The 25,790-nt window shown below is 40.1% G+C and carries 16 protein-coding genes; 6 read left to right on the top strand and 10 right to left on the bottom strand.

Going from position 1 to position 25,790, the window contains the following annotated elements:
- Positions 1-462 precede the first annotated feature (462 nt).
- Positions 463-1,614, top strand: coding sequence for a DcaP family trimeric outer membrane transporter (locus Q4600_RS11210; RefSeq protein WP_303516271.1), 1,152 nt, complete (start codon positions 463-465; stop codon positions 1,612-1,614).
- A 115-nt stretch (positions 1,615-1,729) separates the two neighbouring features.
- Here the strand turns inward: Q4600_RS11210 and Q4600_RS11205 are convergent, their stop codons facing one another.
- From Q4600_RS11205 to acs, 4 genes are all read right to left on the bottom strand, one after another.
- Complete coding sequence (locus Q4600_RS11205; protein WP_055026330.1) at positions 1,730-1,990, bottom strand: GrxA family glutaredoxin; 261 nt, start codon at positions 1,988-1,990, stop codon at positions 1,730-1,732.
- Between the two features lie 146 nt (positions 1,991-2,136).
- Positions 2,137-2,979: a hypothetical protein gene (locus tag Q4600_RS11200; protein WP_303516269.1), complete on the bottom strand. Its 843-nt coding sequence runs from the start codon at positions 2,977-2,979 to the stop codon at positions 2,137-2,139.
- A gap of 79 nt (positions 2,980-3,058) precedes the next feature.
- Positions 3,059-4,807: a DEAD/DEAH box helicase gene (locus Q4600_RS11195; protein WP_303516268.1), complete on the bottom strand. Its 1,749-nt coding sequence runs from the start codon at positions 4,805-4,807 to the stop codon at positions 3,059-3,061.
- 212 nt (positions 4,808-5,019) lie between these two features.
- The gene (gene acs / locus Q4600_RS11190; RefSeq protein ID WP_303516266.1) at positions 5,020-6,972 is read right to left on the bottom strand and encodes an acetate--CoA ligase; all 1,953 of its coding nucleotides are present in this window, start codon (positions 6,970-6,972) and stop codon (positions 5,020-5,022) included.
- 186 nt (positions 6,973-7,158) lie between these two features.
- Between acs and Q4600_RS11185 the strand changes: the two genes are divergently transcribed.
- Entirely contained in the window at positions 7,159-10,581 is a 3,423-nt protein-coding gene (locus Q4600_RS11185) for a PAS domain-containing hybrid sensor histidine kinase/response regulator (RefSeq protein ID WP_248955390.1), read from the top strand.
- 60 nt (positions 10,582-10,641) lie between these two features.
- Complete coding sequence (locus Q4600_RS11180; RefSeq protein ID WP_368501606.1) at positions 10,642-11,244, top strand: glutathione S-transferase family protein; 603 nt, start codon at positions 10,642-10,644, stop codon at positions 11,242-11,244.
- A gap of 86 nt (positions 11,245-11,330) precedes the next feature.
- Here Q4600_RS11180 and Q4600_RS11175 read toward each other — a convergent pair whose 3' ends face one another.
- The 5 genes from Q4600_RS11175 to Q4600_RS11155 all read right to left on the bottom strand — a co-directional run bounded on the left by Q4600_RS11175 (position 11,331) and on the right by Q4600_RS11155 (position 21,010).
- Positions 11,331-12,212 (bottom strand): NAD(P)-dependent oxidoreductase, encoded by an 882-nt coding sequence (locus Q4600_RS11175; protein ID WP_102528374.1) that lies wholly within the window; start codon positions 12,210-12,212, stop codon positions 11,331-11,333.
- 345 nt (positions 12,213-12,557) lie between these two features.
- A complete protein-coding gene (locus Q4600_RS11170) occupies positions 12,558-15,533 on the bottom strand; it encodes a TonB-dependent receptor (RefSeq protein ID WP_102528375.1) in 2,976 nt (991 codons plus the stop codon).
- A 667-nt stretch (positions 15,534-16,200) separates the two neighbouring features.
- Positions 16,201-17,319: a DUF917 domain-containing protein gene (locus tag Q4600_RS11165; protein WP_303516262.1), complete on the bottom strand. Its 1,119-nt coding sequence runs from the start codon at positions 17,317-17,319 to the stop codon at positions 16,201-16,203.
- 120 nt (positions 17,320-17,439) lie between these two features.
- The gene (locus Q4600_RS11160) at positions 17,440-18,810 is read right to left on the bottom strand and encodes a cytosine permease (RefSeq protein WP_303516260.1); all 1,371 of its coding nucleotides are present in this window, start codon (positions 18,808-18,810) and stop codon (positions 17,440-17,442) included.
- Between the two features lie 49 nt (positions 18,811-18,859).
- Entirely contained in the window at positions 18,860-21,010 is a 2,151-nt protein-coding gene (locus tag Q4600_RS11155; RefSeq protein WP_303516258.1) for a TonB-dependent receptor, read from the bottom strand.
- A 219-nt stretch (positions 21,011-21,229) separates the two neighbouring features.
- Here Q4600_RS11155 and Q4600_RS11150 point away from each other — a divergent pair, with 219 nt between their 5' ends.
- A complete protein-coding gene (locus Q4600_RS11150) occupies positions 21,230-21,751 on the top strand; it encodes an Lrp/AsnC family transcriptional regulator (RefSeq protein WP_303516256.1) in 522 nt (173 codons plus the stop codon).
- 383 nt (positions 21,752-22,134) lie between these two features.
- On the opposite strand, the gene bioA is transcribed toward Q4600_RS11150, so the two are convergent.
- Positions 22,135-23,490: an adenosylmethionine--8-amino-7-oxononanoate transaminase gene (gene bioA / locus Q4600_RS11145; RefSeq protein WP_303516254.1), complete on the bottom strand. Its 1,356-nt coding sequence runs from the start codon at positions 23,488-23,490 to the stop codon at positions 22,135-22,137.
- Between the two features lie 110 nt (positions 23,491-23,600).
- On the opposite strand from bioA, the gene bioB reads away from it, so the two are divergent.
- Positions 23,601-24,653, top strand: coding sequence for a biotin synthase BioB (gene bioB, locus Q4600_RS11140; protein ID WP_102528380.1), 1,053 nt, complete (start codon positions 23,601-23,603; stop codon positions 24,651-24,653).
- Positions 24,654-24,671: 18 nt separating this feature from the next.
- The gene (locus Q4600_RS11135; protein ID WP_303516252.1) at positions 24,672-25,784 is read left to right on the top strand and encodes an 8-amino-7-oxononanoate synthase; all 1,113 of its coding nucleotides are present in this window, start codon (positions 24,672-24,674) and stop codon (positions 25,782-25,784) included.
- The last annotated feature ends 6 nt before the right edge of the window (positions 25,785-25,790 follow it).

Raw genomic sequence — 25,790 nt, 5'->3', positions numbered from 1 at the left:
TCGTTAGCTCAGTTGGTAGAGCAGTTGGCTTTTAACCAATTGGTCGAAGGTTCGAATCCTTCACGACCCACCACTTTTCTGAAAGTGAGATTGCCCGTTTGGCTTTAATTCAGAACCTTCCAAGTAAATCATTATTTTTTATCAATCTTTAACTCTTTCTTTTTTTAAAAACTTTATTGGCTAATAAAAGCTAGTTTTTAAATAGTTGTTAGCATCTCGTTTTTGTCAAATTTTGTGCATCAGTCTTAAGTACTGTTTTTGAATGGTATTTTATCTTTAAAGTTTCATTCTACATTTTTATGTAAACCTTAAAGCTATTAACAGCTTGCTTTAGGTTCAATCTACCTCGCCGATTCAATTTAGCCTTTTCTCATCTACTTTTGTCTAATAGACCTATTGCTAATGTTGCTTATTTGTTATGTGGGTCATATTGCAATGGATGATAAGAACAGGGAGAGCATGATGAAACAAGCAAAATTGAGTTTAGCAATTGGTATTTCGATGCTGGCATTAACCAATGTTAGTTATGCGGATACAGAAATGAAGTTTGGTGGTTACGTGAAAGCTGATGTGATGTTCAGTGATTATGGTAATGGGGCGCCAGACTCAGGTAGTTTATCTCGTCAGTTTTATGTACCTGGTACTATTTATGGTGAGGAAGGAAACGGCAATCAAGTTGTCGATTTTCAAGCCCGTGAAACTCGATTTAATTTCAAAACAGTGTCTGACTTTGATGGTCATAAATTAACGGGGTTTATTGAATTAGACTTTATGACGCATACCGATGGTAACGAGCGTGTTTCTAATAGTTATTCGCCGCGTATTCGCCAAGCATTTATAAGCTATGACAATTGGACTGTAGGTCAGACATGGACCACATTCCAAAACCCAGGTGCATTACCTGAAAACTTAGATTTTGTTGGCGCCGCTGAAGGTACACCGTTTGTGCGTCAAGCAATGATCCGTTACACCAATGGCGGATTCCAATTAGCAGTAGAAAACCCAGAAACAACCGTTAACCAATACCAAACAGCATCTCGCTTAACCAGTGGTAGCGGAATTGTCCCTGATGTTGTTGCACGTTATAACTTTAAAACAGAAGGTGGCACAGCTATCTCTGTTGCGGGTATTTTACGTCAGTTAAACGTAGAACAAAATGTTGGTACACAAGCTGTTGACTCAACTGAAATGGGCTACGGCGCTAGCATCGCAGGCATCATTCCTGTAGGTGGAGACGATTTTAAATTTTCAGCGACATACGGTGAAGGTTTAGGTCGTTATATGGCACTTAACTATGCTAATGCGGGTAATCTAGATGCATCTGGCGAAATACAAACCATTAGTTCATATGGTGGTTATGCAGCTTACCGTCACTGGTGGAATGATAAGTGGCGTACAAGTGTAACCGTGTCAGCTTTTAAAGCAGATAACGATACTATGCTATCAAGCGACCAAGTGAATGCTGAATCATATTCTAGCTATATTAACTTGCTGTATTCACCAACTAAGCCACTCACGTTTGGTGTTGAATATATGTATGCAATGAATGAACGAGAAGATGGCAGTGATGGCGATTTAAGCCGTATCTTATTCTCGGCTAAATATGTGCTTTAAGATTGATGATAAACAGCAACTTTTCCCGATAAATTAGTTGCATTAAAAAAGGGTTAATTCATTAGAATTAACCCTTTTTCGTTTAATAACCAATAAACCCGTCGTTATGAACGATTTAGCCTAGTAAGTTATTTGAGCGAACGTATTGTTCAAATTCAGTGTAACCGCCAACATGAACTTCATCTACGAAGATTTGCGGTACAGTTTCAACAGGCTTACCCACTGTTTTTTCTAAATCAGCTTTAGAAATACCTTCAGCATGAATGTCTACGTATTTAAATTTAAAACCGTCACGTTGTTCAGTTAATTTTTCTGATAATTCAACTGCACGTACACAATATGGACAGCCTGGACGGCCAAAAATTACAACAAACATAGTGACTCCTTTTTTTGATTTGACGATTTATACCATAAGTTTTATCGAATTGATAATTTATAGCTAACTCGACTAAAAACTACTTTCATTAATGGTTTTATAACGACCTTTATAGTCAAAAAACTTTCTATTCGACTCAGGCATTATTATAACTTTTGAAGTACGTATTTATTTTTCCTAGTAGCGATAAACTGGACTAATGTTGTTAGTAGGGCAATTACGAGACCAAAAACCGACACCCAAAACGACAAATTTGATTTATCCAAATATTCATCCACCAATTTATTTTTGCTGTATAATTCTTGAGCTATTTTATTGATATCATCATCTATATCGTTATAAGAGCCTTTAGCTTTGAATCGAACGTTATCAAATAAATCTTTTTGGTGATTTAGAAGTTTTGAAAATGGATCTACTTCATTGTGCTCAATGATAATTGCGTTCAATTTATTTAAGAATTGAGTCTCGGGGTTTGTTTGAGTGTAGTGTTCTGCTTTCAAAGACATGAGTACATCATTCAAATTGACATTATCGGGATATCTCTCAAACTTTGTTGTTCGTGATGGGTTATCAATTCGAGGGTTTTTAAGAGCAAAATCTAATGTTGTTAAATCCGAATTATTTACAATCATGACTCGAATACTTTGATCAATTTGCTCTTTTGAATACCCCATCCTTACATCGCTAACTATCATTAAGAAAATGAATGTAGCTACGGCAAAAGACAAAGGGACAATGGTAAAAGACAAAATATTTAAGTTACGTAAACTTTTATATTCTTTCCTCATTTTGAGCAATGTTTTTATGTCTGCTTCTACCTCTTTTCTTTCAGTTGCAGTGTCGTAAAGGTTAGAGGCTATAAAATCTTGTAACTCAATAATTGTACTTGAAACATTTTCTTTTTCACTTTTAAAACCATTATTTGATATTCGTGTGATTAATTCAATCACTAAAGTTTGTATATCTTGAAAACTTTTTCCATCATTCATTTCAATTCCTTTTAACGCTCTTTACTGTTGCTTACTGGTAATCTATCTAAAATTAGAACTTTACAATATATAGACTACGTTATTCATTAATGGTTTTATATCGGCCTTTATAGTCAAAAAACTTCTCCACTAAATCCCATTTATGTTTTTGTTTTTTAAGCAGCAGCAAATCTGGTTTTTTAAATCTGTCGATTTGAGCAACAAGCTGTTGAGGGGTTTTATATTGTGGGTGCTTCATTCCTGGCGCTCTTGAGTGCGGCGCGATAAAGATAGCGAATAAAGCGCGGCGCTGGGCAGGGGTTTCCATTCTAAAGGTTTCTTTGAAGTCATTGGCTTCAATATCGAAGTATTGCACGATCAATTTGTTGTCGTCTGCCGTTAGCTGCATTTCTTGGCATTTAAAGAGATGGTGATGTTGAGAAGATAAGACTTGCTTCAAGCGTTTATCAGGATCTATCAATGTTGATTGACAGGTTTGGCATATACGAGCGGCAATATCATTCTCAGCGCCGCAATCAGGACAGGATTTTGACCTGAATCGAAAGTCACATTGGTGCCTCTGCTTATCATGAGTATTTTCTATTAAGCCTTGGCACCGCCTGCCAAAGTGCTCAACAATATCGCCGTCACTATCAACTAATCCCCAAAAGGTGTTGGCAAACTGACAAACAGGGCAATGAACTTGCACAGGAACAGATTTACTGTTGGTTTTCACTTGGCCAACTTCGGGGAAGTACAAGTCATAGCCATTTGCAGCGTAATCAATGACTAGGCAATCGTCTTTATCAGGCGCTAAACGGAGCCCTCGGCCAATCATCTGTTGAAATAAGCTCACTGATGCTGTGGGTCTTAAAATCGCAATTAAGTCTACATGAGGGGCGTCAAAGCCAGTGGTTAATACTGCAACGTTAACAATAAATTTGAGTTGCTGTTGTTTAAAGCGAGTAATTATTTCATCACGCTCAATATGAGGAGTATCAGCAGTAATTAAAGCGGCATCATCTGCCAGCAATTTAATGATTTCTTTTGCATGCCTAACCGTAGCTGCAAAAATAAGCACGCCTTTACGGTGCTCTGCAAGTTGTAGAACTTGTTTGATAATTGCTGTGGTTGCACGACCTTGATGATTGAGTAGGTCGTCGACTTCTTTTTGTTGATACTCGCCAGTTTCTGATGGCGAGAGTTGGCTAAAGTCGTATTGGGCACTTAAGCCATCAAAAATCTTAGGTGCAGTTAAATATCCTTGCTTGATTAAAGGCCGCATAGGCAGTTCAAATATACATTTTTCAAAAATCGGCTTTTCAGTGTTGCCTACTTTGCCATGGTAATGGTGACGATATATCCAACCTAAACCTAGGCGATATGGTGTAGCGGTTAAGCCTAATAATTTAAGCTGTGGGTTACGTTTTTTTAAATGAGCCAGCAGTTGCCAATATTGGCTATTTTCATCGTTACTCACACGGTGACACTCATCAATGATCACCAAAGAAAAAAGCTGATTGAATTTTTCAGGCGCTCTTGCTGCAGATTGAACACTGGCAACAACGGTTTTACCAACGGCTTTTTTTTGATTGAGTCCTGCAGAATAAATACTGGCTTCTTCGGTTAGTAAACCCACTTTTTCGGCATTTTGTGCCACTAACTCTTTGACGTGAGTGAGCACTAAAACATTTCCACGTGCAATACGTGCAAGCTCAGCGATGACGATGCTTTTGCCTGCGCCAGTGGGTAATACCAGCACCGCTGAGTCATTGCTTTGTTTAAAATGGGCTATGGCAGCATTGACTGAGTCTTGCTGATAATCACGAAGCGAAATTGTTACTGACATAAACTCGTTATTGTTGAATGTGTTGAAAAGATAATTGAGGGGTTACTTTATCACGTAACGCTGTGGATGTTAGGTTATTACGATTTGCTTAAGCTGAGCTTTAACATAAAAAAGCCCCCTCAATTGAGGGGGCAATGAGAGTCTGGTCAAGACTCTCTAGGTGGGTAGGACGTAATGGTTACGAACAAACTGATAAATAGACTTCGTCAGTATTATTCGGTTTTGTTTAAACGGGATTCGATAAGGGTATCGATTACCGCTGGATCTGCCAGAGTTGAAGAGTCACCCAAATTCGTCACTTCGTTAGCGGCAATTTTACGTAGGAATCGACGCATAATTTTGCCTGAACGTGTTTTAGGTAAGCCGCCAGCCCATTGAATTAAATCAGGGGTTGCTAAGGCGCCAATTTCTTTACGAACCCATTGGCGCAGACCTTGACGAAGTTCTTCAGTTTCTTCAACGCCTTTAGTAAGTGTCACATAAGCGTAGATGCCTTGGCCCTTGATGTCATGGGGGTAACCAACTACAGCAGCTTCAGCAACTAGCTCATGTGAAACGAGGGCACTTTCAACTTCTGCAGTACCTAATCGGTGACCAGAAACATTGATAACGTCATCGACACGACCTGTGATCCAGTAATAGCCATCTTCATCACGACGAGCACCGTCACCAGTGAAGTACATGCCTCTAAAGGTTTTAAAGTAGGTCAGTGCAAAACGATCATGGTCGCCATAAACAGTGCGCATCTGGCCAGGCCATGAATCTAGGATGACCAAGTTACCTTCGATTGCGCCATCTAAAATATTGCCCATGTTATCGACTAGTGCAGGTTGCACGCCAAAGAACGGACGAGTTGCAGAACCTGGTTTTGCGTCCGTCGCGCCAGGAAGTGGGCTAATTAAAATACCGCCAGTTTCTGTTTGCCACCAAGTATCGACAATAGGGCAAGATTCATGACCAATCACTTCGTGGTACCAACGCCATGCCTCAGGGTTAATTGGTTCGCCCACTGAGCCCATAACACGTAACGAGCTGCCATCAAAACCTTCAAACTGCTCTTTACCTTCAGCCATTAATGCACGGATTAATGTCGGAGCAGTATAAAGAATATTAACCTTATGACGGTCAATCATTTCGCCTAAACGAGAAGGGCCTGGGGAGTTAGGAACACCTTCATGAATTAGTACGGTTGCGCCATTAGCAAGCGGGCCGTATACCATGTACGAGTGGCCGGTAATCCAACCCACATCAGCAGTACACCAGTACACTTCACCTTCTTTGTAATCAAATACATATTCGTGAGTCATTGACGCATAAACCATGTAACCACCCGTGGTGTGTAACACACCTTTAGGGTTACCGGTTGAGCCTGATGTATAAAGTAGGAAAAGCGGGTCTTCAGCGCCCATTTCTTCTGCTTGGCAATGCTCTGAAGCTGTTGCCATTACATCGCTCCACCAAATATCACGACCTTCAACCCAATCGATGTCGCCACCTGTTCGGTTAAGTACGATAACTTTTTCAACGCAATCAACATCTGGATTATTCAGTGCATCATCAATGCTGCGCTTTAACGGAATCTTACGACCACCACGTATACCTTCATCGGCAGTAATAAGAACTTTTGAATTACCATCAATCACACGTGATGCAATTGAGTCAGGTGAGAAACCACCAAAGACTACAGAGTGAACAGCACCGATGCGGGCACAAGCTAACATTGCTACGGCAGCTTCTGGCACCATAGGCATATAAATGGTGACTACATCGCCTTTACAAACACCTTGGCTGCGCAGGGCGTTAGCAAACTTACATACATCAGTATGAAGCTCACGGTAGGTTATTTTGCGTTGTTCACTGGCATCATCACCTTCCCAGATAATGGCAACGCGGTCGCCATTTTTTTCAAGGTGGCGATCTAAACAGTTCGCTGATGCGTTTAATGTACCGTCATAAAACCAATTGATGGAAAGGTTATGATCATCAAATGATGTTTTCTTAATTTTGGTGTAGGGTTTGATCCAATCAATACGCTTACCGTGTTCTCTCCAAAAACCTTCTGGATTTACCACAGATTCTTGGTACATTTTCTTATAGGTATCATTGTCTACCAGTGCGTTGGTTGCAAAATCTGCTGGTACTTTATAGAGAGACTGCGAGCTCATATGGCTTCCCTTTGTCGAATTTAGCGTTACGAAAGTATCGTCTGCAAGGTGAGGTTAACACTATTAGACCTTGGTCTAGTTTTAAAATATCCTTAATATTTAACCTGTTGCGCATGTTAGCATGGCATCAAATTGATACAGAATTATTGCCCAATTATTAAGCAAATATAATAAGAAGAGAAAGCCATGAATTTAACCTTAGTCGTTGCTGTCATTGCAATTTGCTATGTTTCTTTACTGTTCATCTTGGCATGGGGTGCTGAGCGGTGGTTTAGCAAGATCACCAAAAAGGTGCAGGTTTGGATATACGGCTTAAGTCTAGCGGTTTATTGTTCGTCATGGAGTTTTTTGGGCACAGTAGGTCAATCTGCAAACGATTTATGGTCATTTTTACCAATATATTTAGGTCCGATACTGGTCTTTACCCTAGGTTTTGGGGTACTGCGCAAGATGGTTATCATCTCAAAAGCACAAAATATTACCTCTGTTGCTGATTTTATTGCTGCGCGATATGGTAAATCTCAGACCTTAGCCGCCATCGTTACCTTAATTGCTTTATTTGGAATAATGCCTTACATCGCCTTACAACTTAAAGCGATGGTATTTAGTTTAAATCTTTTTCAACCCGATAATCAGCCACTCAGTCCTGTGAGTGTCCCTTTATTAATCACCTTCGTTTTAGCCATTTTTGCGATTTTATTTGGCACAAGAAAGCTAGATGCTACCGAGCATAACCCTGGCATGATGGTGGCAATTGCATTTGAGTCATTAGTCAAATTAGCCGCTTTTTTGATTGTTGGTTTTGTGATTACCTATGGTTTTTTTGATGGCTTTGGCGACATTTGGCAACAAGCATCAGAAAAGGACATTATTAAAAAAGGTAATTTGAATATTGTTTCATTTTTACCCGAAATGTTGGTGGGTATTGCGGCCTTTATGTGTATGCCACGTCAGTTCCACGTGATGGTCGTAGAGTGTGCTGAAGAAACTGTACTGAATAAAGCGCGATGGATATTTCCGCTATACCTCGCCATGTTTGGTTTGTTTGTTGCTCCGCTTGCTTTAGCTGGCACCTTATTGCTAGGAGATAACGTTGCTGCTGACACTTATGTGATTAATCTGCCGTTAGCACTCGATCAACCCGTGCTTGCGGTTATTGCACTACTGGGTACCTTATCTGCTGCTACAGGGATGGTCATCGTAGCGGTTGTGACCATTAGTGTAATGATAAGTAATGAATGGTTAGTCCCATTTATGCTACGTACTGGGCGCGTTAACGGTACCAATTTTAATCAGTTTGCTAGATTCTTATTAAACGCACGCCGTTTAGCCATCGTTATCATTCTGGCGTTAGGTTACTTAAGTTACCTATTGTTTGGTAATAGTGAGTCATTATCACATCTTGGTCAGTTATCTTTTGGTGCATTTGCGCAATTAGCACCGGCTTTATTAGGCGGAATGTATTGGAAGTATGGTAACCGCTCTGGGGTGTTTCTTGGTTTAGCGGTTGGCTTTTCGCTTTGGTGTTATATTTTATTTGAAGGCAGTGTCGGACTTGGCGGAGACACAGGATTATTAGCTTCAATCAGCCCTGAAGTTGCTGATACCTTGATTGCACTTTTAGCCAATGTAATTTGTTATGTTTTAGGTTCTTTATGGTTTAGAGCCGGTGTCGCTGAACGTATTCAAGCAAGTCACTTTATTAATCCTGGGGTTAATAAGCAGGGCGATAAAAAAGATGCTAACCGTAAACATGGTGCTATTTCACAGCAAGATTTATTAATCCTTGCGAGTCGATTTGTCAGTCCTACTCGGGCTTATGAGAGCTTTAGTAAATTTTCACCCGACGCAGTGCGCAGTGACTCGTGGCACAAAGTGGCAGGGGAGCCGCTTATTTCTCACACAGAACATATGCTGGCAGGTGTGTTAGGTGCTTCAAGTGCCTCATTGGTCATGGATTCTGTTCTACAAGGTCGTGACTTAGCCCTTGATGAAGTGTTCAGCTTAGTGGATGAAGCCTCTTCAAAAATCATTTTAAGCCAAGACATGCTTCGTGGTGCGATTGAGCATGCATATGAAGGTATGAGTGTTGTCGATAAAGACTTAAACCTTGTTGCATGGAACTTTAAATATGCTGAGCTGTATGATTATCCTGAAGGTTTTTTACAGCAAGGTATGCCGATTAGTGAAGTGGTTCGCTTTAATGCTGCTAGAGGTTATTGCGGTGAAGGAGATATCGAAACTCAAGTTGATATTCGGGTGCAACACATGCGTAATGGCACAGAGCATACTTCTGAGCGTCAGCGCCGTGATGGCAAAGTCATTAAGATACAAGGTAATCCAATGCCTGATGGTGGCTTTGTAATGACCTTTACTGACATTACGCAATATCGCCTACAAGAAAAAGCATTAATTGAAGCGAATGAAACCTTAGAAACTCGTGTGCAAGAGCGTACTTATGAACTGGCGATGCTTAACAGTGAACTGCTTGAGGCTAAAGCCCAAGAAGAGCTTGCTAATGCCTCGAAAAGTCGTTTCTTAGCAGCTGTTGGTCATGACTTGATGCAACCTTTAAATGCCGCTCGATTATTTACCGCTTCGCTTGCTCAATATCCAAATTTGGATTTGGAAGGTAAAACCACCATTTCGCATATTAATAACTCTTTGCGCACAGCTGGTGAGCTATTAACGGATTTACTCGATATTTCTAAGCTTGATTCAGGCATGGTCGAAGTTAATCGCCGAGATTTCGCATTGGGAGAACTGTTAAATGGTTTAGCAGTAGAGTTTGAGGCGATGGCGAAAGATAATCAAATTCGATTTAACATGATGCCTTGTAATGCCACGATTAATTCTGATTTATCCTTATTAAGACGTATTTTACAAAACTTCTTAACCAATGCTTATCGTTACGCCAAAGGTGGTCAAGTATTGCTTGGTTGTCGCCGCCGTGGTGATTTTGTTGAGATCCAAGTATTGGATACAGGCTGTGGCATTGACGAAAACGAAACCGAAGAAATCTTTAAAGAATTTAAACGGCTAAATCATCCTAGTAGCCGTAATGTCAGCGGATTGGGGTTAGGGTTGGCGATTGCAGATAGAATAAGCAAAGTACTCGACCATCAAATTCAAGTGAGCTCAAAGCTCGGCCAGGGCTCTGTATTTTCGATAATTGTGCCCCTTGGAGAAACGGTTAGCGAGAAAGTGATAAAGCCAGTACCAACATTAACTCAACCGTTAGCGGGGGTGAAAGTGTTATGTATTGATAATGAAGAAGCTATTTTAGCAGGGCTTGAAAGTTTATTAACCCGCTGGAAATGTGAAGTGGTTTGCGCCTCTGATTTAGCCGATGCACGTATTAAGCTGGGCTTAAAAGGCGTGGCACCAGATATTGTGTTAGCGGATTATCACTTAGATAATGACCAAAATGGCGTGGATGCGATGGACGGTATTCGCTCTCGTTATGGTGAGCATCTACCTGGCATTTTGATTACAGCCAATACTAATAAAGATCTCGTTGATGATGTTCAAAAACGTGGCTATCACTATATGGCGAAAATGGTAAAACCCGCAGCGCTGAGGGCACTTATTTCAAGCCTAGTAAAATAAAATTTTTAGATAATAAGTCACAGACTTAAGTATTGAAAAAACAAATTGAAAGGATGAAGAATGATTACAGTCTTTGGGGATGAAAAGTCAGGTAACTGTTACAAAATTAAGTTAACTCTTAGTTTACTCAACATAGACTATCAGTGGAAAAACGTAGACTTACTTAAAGGGGAGACGCAAACCTCTGATTTTTTAACTAAAAGCCCACAAGGTAAAGTCCCCATTATTGAATTGCCTGATGGCAAAATATTGGCTGAATCAAACGCAATCATTGGTTACTTAGCTGAAGGTTCGCAGTTGATCCCTCATGATACATTCGACAAGGCATTAATGTATCAATGGATGTTTTATGAGCAATACACACACGAACCTTGCATCGCAGTGGCGCGTTTTATTCAGTTTTATCAAAATATGCCTGCTGAACGTCAATCTGAATATATTGTGTTACATGAGAAAGGTGAGCAGATATTAAGTTTGCTCGATAAAGAGCTTCTGGCTAAGCCGTTTATGATAGGGGAGCAATTTACTTTGGCTGATATTGCCCTTTATGCATACACTCATGTTGCTCATGAAGGCGGTTTTGACTTGTCAGTATATCCCAATATTCAAAACTGGTTATTTAGAATCACTGAGCAAATTAGGTATGTGGCAATGATAGACTAAGGGATATTACAGGCATAAAAAAACCTTACCGAGTGTGACTGTTCAAACAGTGACACCCTAGTAAGGTTTTTTGAGTCAGTTTTAAATTACTTTGCTAGTTTAGTGAAGTAATCAAAAATTACTGGTACGTCATTCTGACCCATACCTGCATCAACCGCTTCTTGTAAGCTTGTTGAAGTACCTTGAGCGATTAAAGACTTAGTACCTAAGTCTTCACACATTGCAAGGAAGTAACCAAGATCTTTGTTTGCGTTAGCAACAGAGAAACCTAATTTTTCTTCACCGTCTACAGCGTAGAACTTACAGAACTGCATGAAAGGTGAGTTAGAAGGACCAGCTGACATAATGTCAAACAGTTGTTGTCCGTCAACACCAGCAAGTTTTGCTACAGCAAATGCTTGAGACATAGTTGCAACGGTTGTCATGCCCATGAAGTTGTTAATTAACTTCGTAGTATGACCAGCACCTAATGCACCTAGGTGGAATACATTCTCGCCTTGCTCTTCTAAAAGCGCTTTAACTTTGTTGAATGTTTCCATTTCGCCAGCAGCCATGATGTTTAATAGACCATCTTTAGCGTGTGCAGGAGTACGGCCTAAAGGTGCATCAATCATGCCTGCGCCTTTTTCTGCTAGTGCAGCACCGATTTTCTTAGTAGAAGCAGGGATAGAAGTACCGAAGTCAACTAATACAGATCCTTCTTTAATACCGGCTAAAACACCGTCATCACCGTAAACAATTTTTTCAACAACAGCTGAAGTTGTTAAACAGAATTGAACAACGTCACTCGCTGCTGCTAGTTCTTTTGCTGAAGTAAAGGCAGTTGCGTTACCACGGTCAATAACACGAGCAACAGCTTCTGCACTAAGATCCATTACATTGACTTGATAACCTCTCTTTTGAAGGTTCTCAACCATGTTGCCGCCCATAAGGCCAAGTCCGATGAAACCAATGACAGGCTTTGTCATATCTAACTCCTAAATATATTGGTAAATGCTATCCGAATGCTAATAAAATCTAGCATCTAGAATAGGCGTGCTAAGTTATTTTTATAAAGCGATGACTGAATTTCAGTGTTGGCTTTATATATTCAATTAATGATTCGAATTCTTTACTTACTTCTGATTTTTTAATTGTATTACAATAAGACTGTAAAGCCAAACTATTACTGACCAATTTTCTTAATTGGTTTACCAATTTGTGATTTTGTGATGTTGGTTGTTTTTTGAAGTAAACAAAGTGGTGTGGCTATTTGTATTTATTTAAGAGAGCCCATTAATGTTTAATAGGCTCTCTTCGAAGGTGTGGCTAAATTAGAATCTAGCGCGTAGACCTAGAGTGTAACGACGATCTGATTCACTGTATTTCCATACTGAACCTAGCTCAGTTGTGTACTCAATTGGTTCACCTGTTAAGTTCACAACGTTACCGACAACAGCAAAGTGTTCATTGATATCCCAGCTAGCAGAGAAATCAAACTGACCACGCGCTTCACGGTAGTTGTTACCCACAGTTGCATCAAAGTTGTCTGCAGTAGGGTCATTTTGGTTAAATACGTTATAACCTAAAGCACCCACTGTTTGAACACGTTTTTCAGCTTGTGAATATAAGTAACGGTCACGCCAGTTGTATGCTAAACGGAACTGAAGATCTTCATTTTCCCAGTAAATTTGACCGTTAGCCGTATTTTCTGAAATATTTAGAAGAGGGTTACCGTCAGGCTGTGCACTATCTGCATAGGTATAGTTGGCATTAACACCAAAACCAGACCAGAAACCAGGTAAGAAGGTAAACTGCTGTTGATAAGCTAATTCAATACCTTTTACTTCACCGCTACCGCCATTAACGTCAGTATCGATTACGATACCCGTTTGGCCAGCCGCTTTTTGTTGGTCAACGTAAGCTAAACCTTGATCTTCTGTAGCAAAGTTAACATCGCCTTGGCTTTGTCCTGCTGTGTCGAGTAAACAAATGTTGCCCCACTCAGTGGTGTTTTGACCTGAGACAGTGCTTGCATCTGCTAAACAGCTGCTGTCAGTTTGGGTAAATGAGTTAACATCTTTATAGAAAAGTGCAGCAGAAACTAGACCACCGTCTCCAAAGTAATGCTCAACCGAGAAATCATATTGCGTTACACGGTATGGCTCAAGTTGGTAAGAACCTTGAGTACCAGTCACTAACGAGTTATCAATTGATAATGCAGGGCTTAATTCATCAAAGTCTGCACGACGCATTACTTTAGCAGCTGCGAAACGCATTAAGGTTTCGTCAGTTAACGTATAAGTTACGTTTAAGCTAGGTAGGAAATCCGAATAATCATTTTTACCTGTATCTAAAACTTTATTACCATCAGCATCAACCGATGCAACAACACTTGATTCAAGTTCTGTTTGAATATAACGACCACCGAATACCGCTGTTAGGTCGTCGAAATCCAAATGGAATTGAGCATAAATCGCGCTGGTTTTCTCATTAATTTCTTTATATGCACCATTATCTTCTACCATGTTGTCAGCTAAAGAGCCGTTCATAGCATAAGACGTGCCTGCAAGCATTTGCTTAACAAGTTCATAAGTTGCTTCAGTATTTTGCAACTGATCAGCATCGTAAACATTGTATGTTAATAAATCGTTTTGACCGTTCACACCTGTTTGATCAAATGAGTTATTTAAATTGACAATGTTCATGCTGTCGCTAAGAAGCGCATTATCAATCCAGATTGGCGCAAAATTACCATTATCATCAACGGCTTTCTTATATGAATCTTTTAGCGTGGTATTGCCATTAATTGGCTTAAGATCATAACGATTAGCTGTGTAGTCTCTATCAGTAAAGCGAACACCAGCTTTAACCGCTGATACCCAATCTACACCGATATCAGACATTTTAAAGTCAAAGCGAAGTGCTTGCTCTTCATTGTCTGTTTCAAGTGTTTTGTGGAAAAATTCACGGAACACTAAGTTATCAGGGTTAGTTAACATACCCGAGTCGGCATACATATAACCAGGAATGCCGCCACCTGAATAAGAGCTACTCGTACTGGTGTGAGTCACTAAATCAGTTGTAGGATCGGTACGTTCGATAGGACGTAAGTTGAATTCGTTTGCTGTTTGTTTTTCTTCAGATTTTGATAAAGAGTACTCAGCAGAAATTTCAATTGAATCTGTTAAGAACCATTCACCGCCAATAGCGTGTGAAGTGGTATCCGATGTAGTGAAGTCACTCCATGTTTTTGGAATCACTAATACGCCATCTAAATCGTAGTTATGTAACTCACCATTACTATCATAGTATGAATCACTTCTAGCGACGCTAGAACCGCCCACATCAAGAATAGAGTACGCTGATTGACCACCGTCAAGCTTTGTGGCATTCAAATCAAGATAAATATTAGCTTCTGCACTCACAGGTTCCCATTGTAGCGAGATACCATAAGCAGTACGTTCACGTTCTTCTGTTTTTTGCTCTACTGTATTCTGAGTACGACGCAGGTATTTACCATTTGGTCCACCAGAATCATCAACAATACCGTCACCATCAATGTCAATATTGTCTTGTAAATCTACTTTGCTAAAAAACTCATCACGGCGTAATTCACGATCTAGATAAGCTAAGTTAGCTGACGCACCAAATGAACCCGCATCACCGAGGTCCCAGTTATTACCAATACCCATAGAGAAATTAGGTGCTGTATTTTCTGTTTTGTCTGCGTATTCACCGTCTAACGTTATCGCTACTAGAGGCTCTGAAAGTTCTAATGGACGAATCGTTTTCATGTTGACAGTACCCCCCAAGGCACCTTCAATCATGTCAGGAGTCGGTGACTTAATCACTTCTACTGTTTTTAAGAAACTTGATGGGAAGTCATCTAACCCGATACCGCCACGGCCAGCGCCAGCAGTTGAACGGCCATTAAGTAGTACAAGGTTTTCTGATACACCACGAATTGTGACAGATTCACCAACACCAAAGTCAGTGCCAATTGAAACACCTGTAATACGTTGTAATGCTTCTGCAATGTTGTTATCTGGTAGCTTACCTATGTCTTCAGCAACAATAGCGTCAACGATACGATCATCAGTTCGTTTCATTAAGTTTGCCGCTTTTAAACTACCGAAGATACCTTTAACAGCAATCACTTCGATGTCATCAGTATCTGCTTGTTCAGTTGGTTCTGCAGCGTAAGCTGGTAGTGTTAACAGTGCTGTTAATGCAGCACCGAAAATCGATATATTAGTCGCTTTACTTTTAGTGTCACTAAACATGGCACTTATTTTATTCAGCTTCATAATTCCCCCAAGAATGGTATCAGGTCATACATTACCCTTTGGTATGACCAATTGTTGTTGTTTTTATCAACAGCAACATTTATATAACAAGGGTAATTCGAATGCAACCTATTATTACCAAAATGTTCACATTGGTATACCAAGGTCTAATCTTTCTTGGTTTGTCGCTATTTATGAACGATACTGGCTGTTCTTTAGTAGTGCTAAGACAGGGGCCTGCTCTGAGCTATATTCTGATTTATCTATCTGTTTTTATGGGATTTAATCTGTGTAGGCGGTCGTGCTGTAGATGTGGGGCTTTGATAGTTTAAATACAGTTGTCTAAATTTTGGTAATGTATCAACCTACGTATTGGTAATACCAGTTGGTGTTGTTTTTATTACAGAACTTATTCACGTAGTCCTAGATTTTAATTGAAATAAATCAAGTTTAAATTAGGTGATGTTGTAAAAAGTACTTATAAAACAGGTGTTAAACTCATATTTAAAAACTTGCAATTTCAGGCGAGGATTTTTCAAACTTGTAATAATGTAACGAACCTGTGAAAAATTAACATATTGGTGCTCAATATAAATAGTTGTTAAACATTGGCAGAGGGATTAATTGCGGAACTCAATATCAAGTTCAGCAATTTAGTTAATGAGATTAGTTTTTAGTTAATGCAGTCTCATTTGTTAGCAAAATAACGTGTAACGGCAGGTTGGTAAGGGGTATCGATCCCGACGTAAGCAGGTCCAAAAGCTGAAAGTCCGCGCTCAGTGATGAACTCTTTAGGTGCGGGAAGTACTACAATGGCCACGTTCATCTGTTTATGATAATTAGGATTGGTAATAGGGGTTAAGTTATCCATATCTAAGCTGCAAATTAAGTCAGGAATAGTGATATCAACCTTGTCATTGACCCTAACCACAAGGTTCTCATTTTTTACTTCGATATGGTAACGGTTGTTCTTATATTCACCCGTTCCGTCAATAAATACTTCGCCTATAGTAAAGCCATCTTGGGTTTTAAAGTTAAAATCAGTGACCACACCTCTGAATGCCACATAACCTTCACCGTGACTTGCTATCGCAGTTGCAATATCTTCGCTTTGTTCTTTGGCTAGACGATAAGCCTGACCAATCGCTAATGATTTAGAAATTGTTCCTTTAATGACGGCATTTTTTACTTGCTCAATGGGCATAGCATGATCAATCGCGGCAATGTCATTGCGACTTATCATAGATAAAGCACGGACAACGCTTTCAGCGCGTAAATCATCTATGACATTTTCACAGATAAAACACTCACCAAACTCATTAGCTGTGACTATTGGTGCTGCTGGAATATTATTAAAATAGTAAGTTGAATGGGTTATCTCTGGCACTGCTCGTCCTGCTACATCAGCATCAATAATATAGCCATTTGCCATTGCAGCAACGTAGAATGAGATAGCGGTATTTGAACCGCCTAATTCACAACAAATGGTGCCGTAGAATTCATCGCCCGTGTATTTTTCTAAGCGTCTGAAAGCGGTCATGATTGAGCTGCTATTTGACTTAGGCAGACGCGTATATTCCTGCTCTTCCTCTACTGTGAGTGGTGATAATGCACCGAGCATATAAGGAGTGCAGATTTTTTTACCTGTTGGCACATCATCAACACTGACTAAGTTAAAGGTTTTACCTTCTGCGAGTGCTTTATCAATATAATAGAAGCCCTCGTCAAGCTCACCCCCCCCACCAGTTCCTAAAATAGCGCAACCGTGCAATATGTCTGATAAGTCTAATCGAGTCAGTGTTTTCATCGTATACATCTCTTAAGCTATAGGTTAAGGGAAAGTCAAAAGGGGCTAACCGCGTTAATGTTAGGGACTAGCTAAAAAATATGTTTTCAAAAGTGGCGACTACACAAAACAAATGATGGTTTAGTTTGAGCGAGACAAACGATTTTTTTGCCAAACTTTCATCAATAGGTAATAACTCGGCATTGTGATGATGATTGCATCGCACACTTCAATTCCAGTAAAAGTGAAATAACCGTTATTGACGAGTAGCGAGGTCGAAATACCAATTCCCCAAGCTATAACGGCTAAATAATTTATTGCAGGTAAATGAGAAATTTGTGCTAATTGATAAGTTTTTTGTCTGCGAAGGATAAAAAAATCGACGACATAAATAGCAGCAACAGGCGTGAAAATGATCGATAAACTAAATAAAAAGTCGGTAAAGTTTGCTAATAGATTGAATGAAGCAACGATAGTACCCAGTACACCAGCCACTACGATAATTTTCCATTCTTCCCAGTTAGCATTAATGGCATTAAATCCTAATGCTGCACTATAAAGGTTAACTACATTAGTGACCCAGCTGGACATGATTAATAATATAAAGGCTAATGTACCAATTCCAAGCGTAAGCATCACTTGTAAAATGTCATTTTGCTGAACTGCTAAGCCAGCCATTGCCGCAGCAATATACACAAATGTATTTAGCAGTAAAAAGGGCAGGAATGAGGCGACAACAGTATCGGTTTTGGTTTTAGCGAATCGAGTAAAGTCAGGCATCAGTACCACACTGACGATAAAACTTCCGACCACGGCGGATACAGCCTCACCAAAACTAAGTGAAATAGTGTCCATTTGGTTAGTCTGTGCTGCAGTTTCTGTCGCGGGGAGCACGTAGCCAAAACTCTTGTAAAGCATATATGCGGTCAATATAAACAGTACGGGAACAAACAAACTGGATACTTTTTCAATAAGCGAAAAGCCCCAGATAGTGGTCAGCGTAATAAGGACCCCTGCAGAGATCTCTAACGCCCAGATAGGAAAGGTAAAATTAAACATTTGCAGTATTAAGCTTTGCGATACTTCGCTAAACAAATTGATGTTAACGCCGTACCAGCCAAGTAAAGACAAGACAAATGCCAAAGTAAGCAGGTTGGCGCCTTTTGTACCAAACACAAACTTCATCGTCATACATGATGCTAAGCGGTTATGCATGCCTACTAAGCCCGTTATCGCACCGAGCACAGATAGAATGACACCACCTATTAAGAATGCATAAATACTTTGTGTTATACCGAGTGCGCCGCCTAATTCTAAGCCAGTAATGAGTCCAGGAACAGCAAAGGCAAGGCCGCCATTAATCATTCCAATACGGATGCCACCTACGGTTTTATGTAAAGGAACAGGGCTGGTGGCATAGTCGTCAAGTAATCCATCATAATTTGATTTATCAGCATTTGATGGTGCCGAGCTTGACTGACTATTTGGTTGTACTGGCTGATTTACTGACATGAACCCTCGACAGGCCTCAATTGAGGCCTTTGATTTAATGATTAATGAATTAGAAATTATATATGGCTTCAATACCATAGGTACGAGGTTTGTTTGGCATACGTGCTAAGTCAGTTACGCCATCCCCATAAAAGAAGATATCTTCAATTGTGCGTTCATCGGTAAGGTTATTCACATAAAGTTGTACTGTCCAATCGTCAGACTGTAAACCAACGCCAGCGTTAATAGAGGTGAACGTTGATGAAGTGACATCGGGAATTTCAATATCAAAATATTGTGGCCCCTGTACTTGAATATCTGCTCGCGAAACGATTGACCAATTAGCACCAATAGGGAAGAAGTGGTTAGCTGAAAGTGTATAACTGTATTCAGGCACCCACACTTGTGAGTAGCCTTCAAGTTCAGGCCTATCAGAGAACTCTTTAATTTCAGAATCAATAATGCCAGCATTAAAACGCACATCAAGATTCTCTGTCGCAGCCCAACCTAATTCAACTTCTGCACCTTTGGTTTCTACTTTATCGATAGCAAGATTTTCTAGGGTAAAGCTATCAACATTAAATTGGGTAATTTGCGCATCAGATTGTGAAATCATAAAGATTGCACCGTTTAAGGTTACTGTATTTGAAAATAATGTCGTTTTAAAACCCGCTTCATAGCTATCGGATACTTCTTGATTAAATACGCGATTAATTCCTTCTGCTGGTTCATTAAAACCACCACTTCTAAAGCCTTTTGAGTAACCGGTATAAAGTAATAAATCTTGGTTCATTTGATAAGCTAAAGTGAATTTAGGTTGCCACTCACTGAATGTATCTTCAGCAAATGTGTCTACTGGATAATTAGGATCGTAAGACTCTCGCTTGTCATTGTCGTATCTAAGCGCAGCAGTCAACTCAAGTTTATCGGTAATGTCATAGTTGATTTGTCCTGATAGTGCCCAGGCTTTACTGCTATTTTTATCAGCAATGGTCAGATAAATCATATCGTCAGTAAAGTCATCTCTGTCTAACGGGACATCACCTAAGAAATCGTCGAAGAAGTTAATGGTGTTATCACGTTTTTTGTCTTGATAAAACGCAGATACTGCCCATCTTAATGGTTGGTCACTTTGAGAAGTGAATCGAGATTCCACCGTGAATGATTTCACATCAAATAGGCCTTCAGTGCCAAATGGGGCACGGAAAAAGTCTTCTTCGTCAATAAAGGTTGGATCAGCCGAGTAATCTCCATCGTAAAAGTGATTGTTCTCAGAGCTGCTATAGGCTGTGATTAAATCGAATGTACCAAGGTCGTAGTGTTGAGTTAATTTTGCACTGACTTCATAAACATCACGTTGATCGTTATTACGAATATTTTGAGAGGTTGGAATATCAAAATCTTCAGCAGTTTCCTCTGTTACACCTTGATAATAAGCAAAACCCGCGTCGCTGGTGGTGTATCTGCCGCGAAGATTTAAACTGGTATCGTCAGTTAATTCGAACTCTAGCTGACCAAAAACCGAGTCTTCGGAAAAATAATCTGCTTGTTCATCTAAAAATACATTATCAATTAAACCATCTGAATTTTTGGTGTAGCCACCGACGCGAAAGAAAGCGCTACTGTCATCATTTAATGCACCAGAGACGACACCATTTAAATTATAGGTCTTGCCATTACCATATGAGCCTTTTAGCGTACCTTCCAACTCTTCAGTTGGTTTTTTTGTGGTCACAATGACTGCGCCGCCGATAGCGCCTTTACCGTATAGCGCACCTTGGGCACCACGCATCACTTCGATACGTTCTATATCAACTAAGTCTTGGTTGATAAACTCTAAATCAGGGGCTGTAACGCCATCGACGACAAACGCTAATGGCGCATCTCCTACCTGTGGGGTGATGAGGCCTCGAATCGTAATACGCGCTAAACCAGGGCGAAAGTTATCTAATTGGCTTAAGTTTGGGGTCAGATCAGCAACATCACGAAAGTTTTCAATGCGCTGATTTTGGATCATATCACCACTGAATGCGGTAACAGAGTCAGGTACATTTTGCAGGGTTTCCACACGGCCACGAGCGCTTACTTCAATTCGCTCAATACCAGTATCAGCATTGCTCGATTGTTGCTCTTCTGCCGAATGAGCAATATTAATAAAAGATAAACTGATGGCAGAGGCTAAAATTGTTTTTGAAAAAAACTGACGATGGCTGTGGTTCATGTGTTTGCCCTCATAGGCTGATATGCATAAATATGTAAATATTGTGCATGTGTGATATCCGTTACAACCATTGTGGCGCTTTGTGGAAAAATAATATTTTGTAATGCTATTTAAATGCAGTGAAAAATTATCGCTTTGAGATAAAACTAACGAAATTTTGCAACCAAATGAGAGATAATCCATTATAGGCAAGGTAAATATAGGCTTAGGTTTCTGAAAATGAAAAAGAAAGTAAAAATTGATAGTTACAATAAGAAAATTTTGGCCACACTTCACCTTGAAGGCGATCTCACTAATATCGAATTAGCCGATAAAGTCAGCTTATCACCCAGTGCGTGTTTTCAAAGAGTCAAAGCGCTGAAAGAAGCTGGTTATTTTAGAACCTTTCACGCTGATGTGAATTTAGAACAAATTTGTGAACACGTAATGGCATATGTCGAGTTTACCTTACATGACAACAGTGCGCCTTCTAGCCGCCGATTTGTGAGTGCGATTCAAGACATTCCAGAATTTATGGATTGCATGCAGCTAAGTGGTGATGTGGATTATATGTCCCTTAGTTGTTTTCCAAATATCAAAAAGCTTAATGAAATTTGTACTGAATTATCAGATCGTCCAGAGTTAAGCATTAAAAATATTAAAACCCGTATCGTATTAGAGCGCAGTAAGTGGTTTTTAGGTTACCCATTAGGCAGCCTTAAATGGCTAGATGATAATGCGCAAGAGAGCGAATCAGCTTAATAACTGAACTTTAATATGGTTTATTGTGACACAGGAATTAATGTCCTCAGAACAATTATCATAGTTATTCACATTAGATTGTTTATTATTTAAAACTGTCGCAGATTCTGGTTAGGATTTTTGGGTTAATGACTCTTTATACAGAATAAGTTCAGCGTAAATTTGTTTGCTAAATCGATAAACCATAATTTTTATTCTAAATGAAAAGACCCGTTATCAAAGCTGATAACAGGTCTTTAATCTAGCCGTATTTAACTTTTGACTGGCACTATTTACTGGCATGAATTGCAGAGATTAAACACAGCCAGCATTTCAAAGTCAGAATAATAACAAGTCAGTTATGTTAAAAGGCAGCCGTTACTGCAATTTTGTCATTAAAAAAGCTAGCCATTACTAAAAGTATCACCACTGCTTTGTTCTTGAGTAATATCTGCAGCAATGGTTTTCATTGCTGTGGTCAGCTTAGTAAGCTGAACTGAGCTAATGGTGTAGGGCGGGGTGATATATATGACATTACCAAAGGGTCTTATCCATACTCCAAGTTGAATAAAGGCTTGCTGAAGTGCGCCGGTATTAATTGCACTGTCCATTTCAATCACACCGACAGTGCCAAGCACTCTCACATCTTTTACATGTTGATAATGAATAGCCTCTGCGAGTTCAAGTGTCATTTGCGATTCGATGTCGCTGACTTGTTGTTGCCACTTGCCCGTTTGTAATATGGCTAAACTGGCATCAGCAGCGGCGCAAGCTAATGGATTTCCCATGAAAGTAGGGCCATGCATGAAGACTCCTGCAGGTGAGTCACTTATGCCGGTTGCGACTTCATCTGAACAAATTGTTGCGGCGAGACTAATATAACCACCCGTTAACGCTTTACCTAAACATAAAATATCAGCTTCAATATTGGCATATTCATAGGCAAACAGCTTACCTATACGGCCAAAACCGGTTGCTATTTCATCTAAAATTAACAGCACTTGGTATTTATCACACAAGGCGCGTAAAGCGACTAAGTAATCGGCTGAGTAAAAGTGCATTCCGCCAGCTGCCTGCATGATAGGTTCAATAATAAGGGCGGCAATCTTGTGGTGATTTTCTATTAAAATCGCTTCTAATTCATCTGTATCACCACTGACCAACGCCTGATTAAAGTCTGACTGCGGCGCGGGGGCAAATAATTGTTCAGTGACAGCATTACCAAACATAGTATGCATACCATTATCAGGATCGCAGACACTCATGGCTGCAAACGTATCGCCATGATAACCACGTTTAACGGTGAGCAATTGTTGTTTCAATGGCTGGTTTTTACCTTGCCAATATTGCATGGCCATTTTCATGGCAACTTCTACTGCAATCGAACCTGAATCGGCTAGAAACACTTTGGTCAGATTAGGACTGGTCATATCCACTAAGCGCTTACACAAGTTAATTGCAGGTGCGTGGGTAATGCCGCCAAACATCACATGACTTAATGTGGTTAATTGATGCTGCATGGCTTCAATAATTTCAGGACGATTATAGCCATGAATACAAGCCCACCAAGAGCTAGTGCCATCAATTACTACTTGGCCATCTGATAAGGTTAATTCACAACCATCGGCTGAGTGAACCCCGGTGACTTTCGCAGCTTGGCTCATTGAAGTGTATGGGTGCCAAATATGTTGCTTATCGAAAGCAAAGTCTATTTCGGAATTAATTGTCGAGTCAGAGTGTTGAGAATTTAAGTTGTTCATATTTTAACCGTTAGTCAAGGTGTGGTGCTTGGTAGCATTGACAGTTTAAACGCTGAAGGTATCCTAACCCAATATAAAGTGAATATAAAATGAATAAAAAAGGATTAATCATGTCATCGTCAGCGATCCGTCACGACTGGACTAAAGCAGAAATTGAAGCACTATTTGCTTTACCAATGAATGATTTACTGTTTAAAGCTCACAGTATTCATCGTGAAACCTTTGATCCTAACGAAGTGCAAATTAGTCGTTTATTGTCGATTAAAACTGGTGCTTGTCCTGAAGACTGTAAATATTGCCCACAAAGTGCGCGCTACGACACGGGTCTTGAAAAAGAACGTTTACTGGAAATCGAAAAAGTGATTACCGAAGCGAAAAGTGCCAAAGCTGCAGGGGCATCACGCTTTTGTATGGGAGCAGCTTGGCGTAACCCGCGTGAACGTGACATGCCTTATTTAACTCAAATGGTGAAAGATGTTCGTGCGTTAGGCATGGAAACCTGCATGACCTTAGGCATGTTGTCACCTGATCAAGCTGATGAATTAGCCAGTGCAGGCCTTGATTACTACAACCATAATTTAGATACATCGCCAGAGTACTACGGCGACGTTATCACGACTCGTACATACCAAAACCGTATTGATACCCTATCAAATGTTCGCGCATCTGGCATGAAGGTCTGTTCAGGCGGCATTGTAGGCATGGGCGAGAAAGCAACAGACCGAGCAGGTTTATTGCAGCAACTAGCTAACCTTGAACAACATCCAGATTCAGTACCTATTAACATGCTTGTTAAAGTAGCAGGCACACCATTTGAAAAAATTGATGATTTAGACCCACTTGAATTTGTGCGCACGATTGCAGTGGCGCGCATCATCATGCCTAAATCTCGTGTACGTTTATCTGCAGGTCGTGAGAACATGACCGATGAACTGCAATCTATGTGTTTCTTTGCTGGTGCAAACTCGATCTTTTACGGATGTAAGTTACTGACAACACCAAATCCTGAAGAAAACGATGATATGACTTTATTTAAACGCTTGGGGTTACATCCTGAGCAAGGTCCATCTGCTGATATCGAATCAGACAGTGCTTTACTTGCCAAAGCAAATGCCAAAAAAGATAAAGCAACTCAACAGTTTTTTGATGCTGGCGCAATTTAATCGTTAATAGGTTTTGATATGGTAAGTCATCCAATCTTAGATAAAATCAGTCAGCGAATGCAGCAACTGAATAATGATGGCTTACTCAGAAAGCGTAAATTGTCTCACGACAATAGCAATCCAAGCGTTATCGATTTTAGCCATAATGATTACCTAGGATTAGCGAGTGCCAATGAAATGGTTGATGCCCTTACACAAGGGGCAACAATCTATGGCGTAGGCAGTAAAGCCTCGCCGTTAGTTTCAGGTTATAACCAAGCACATTTTCAATTAGAACAGAGTTTATGTGAACTCACAGGACACGAAGCGGGGCTACTTTTTTGCTCAGGCTTCAGCGCCAATCAAGCGTTAATTAAAACTCTATTTGATGCAAATAATGTGGTGATTGCCGATAAGCTTATTCACGCATCAATCATTGATGGAGTAAGAGATAGCGGGGCAGTCTTTAAACGCTTTAAACATAACGATTTAAATCATGCCAAGCAGCTACTCGAACGCAATCCCAATAGCGTGGTTATTACCGAAAGTGTCTTCAGCATGGATGGTGATAAAGCACCATTAAAGTCGTTACAGCTTTTGTGTCAGCAGTATAATAGTTTGCTTGTGGTTGATGATGCCCATGGCTTTGGGGTCACGCCAACTCAAGCCAATGGTAAGTTTTGCGATATCCAATTGGTGACATTTGGTAAAGCTCTTGGTTGTCAGGGCGCAGCCATATTAGGCCCCAAAGCAGTGATTGATTTTATGGTTGCTCAGTCTCGCCAATATATCTATTCAACAGCGTTATCACCTGCCAGTGCATATTTGGCACTAGCCGCAGTAAAATTAACCCAAGAACAACCACAAAGGCTTGAAGCCTTGAATGCCAATATTGCCGAATTTAGGCAGGCTTGTGGCAAAAACAATATTGAACTCACCGATTCAACCACTGCTATTCAACCTGTTCTCATTGGTGATAGTAATAAGACAGTGTTAATAGCGAGCAAACTTTTTGATTTAGGCTTTGCAGTTGGGGCGATAAGGCCACCGACTGTACCCGCAGGGCAAGCAAGGCTTCGCATTACGATTAACGCGCAGCATAGTAAGCATGATATTGCTGAATTGGTTTGTGTATTAGCCACCTTAATTTAATTTTTA

Origin of the sequence: Shewanella sp. 2_MG-2023 (assembly GCF_030548905.1) — a bacterium.
In the GTDB taxonomy this organism is placed as follows: Bacteria; Pseudomonadota; Gammaproteobacteria; order Enterobacterales; family Shewanellaceae; genus Shewanella; species Shewanella electrodiphila.
This window is presented reverse-complemented; position numbering and strand designations above follow the sequence as displayed.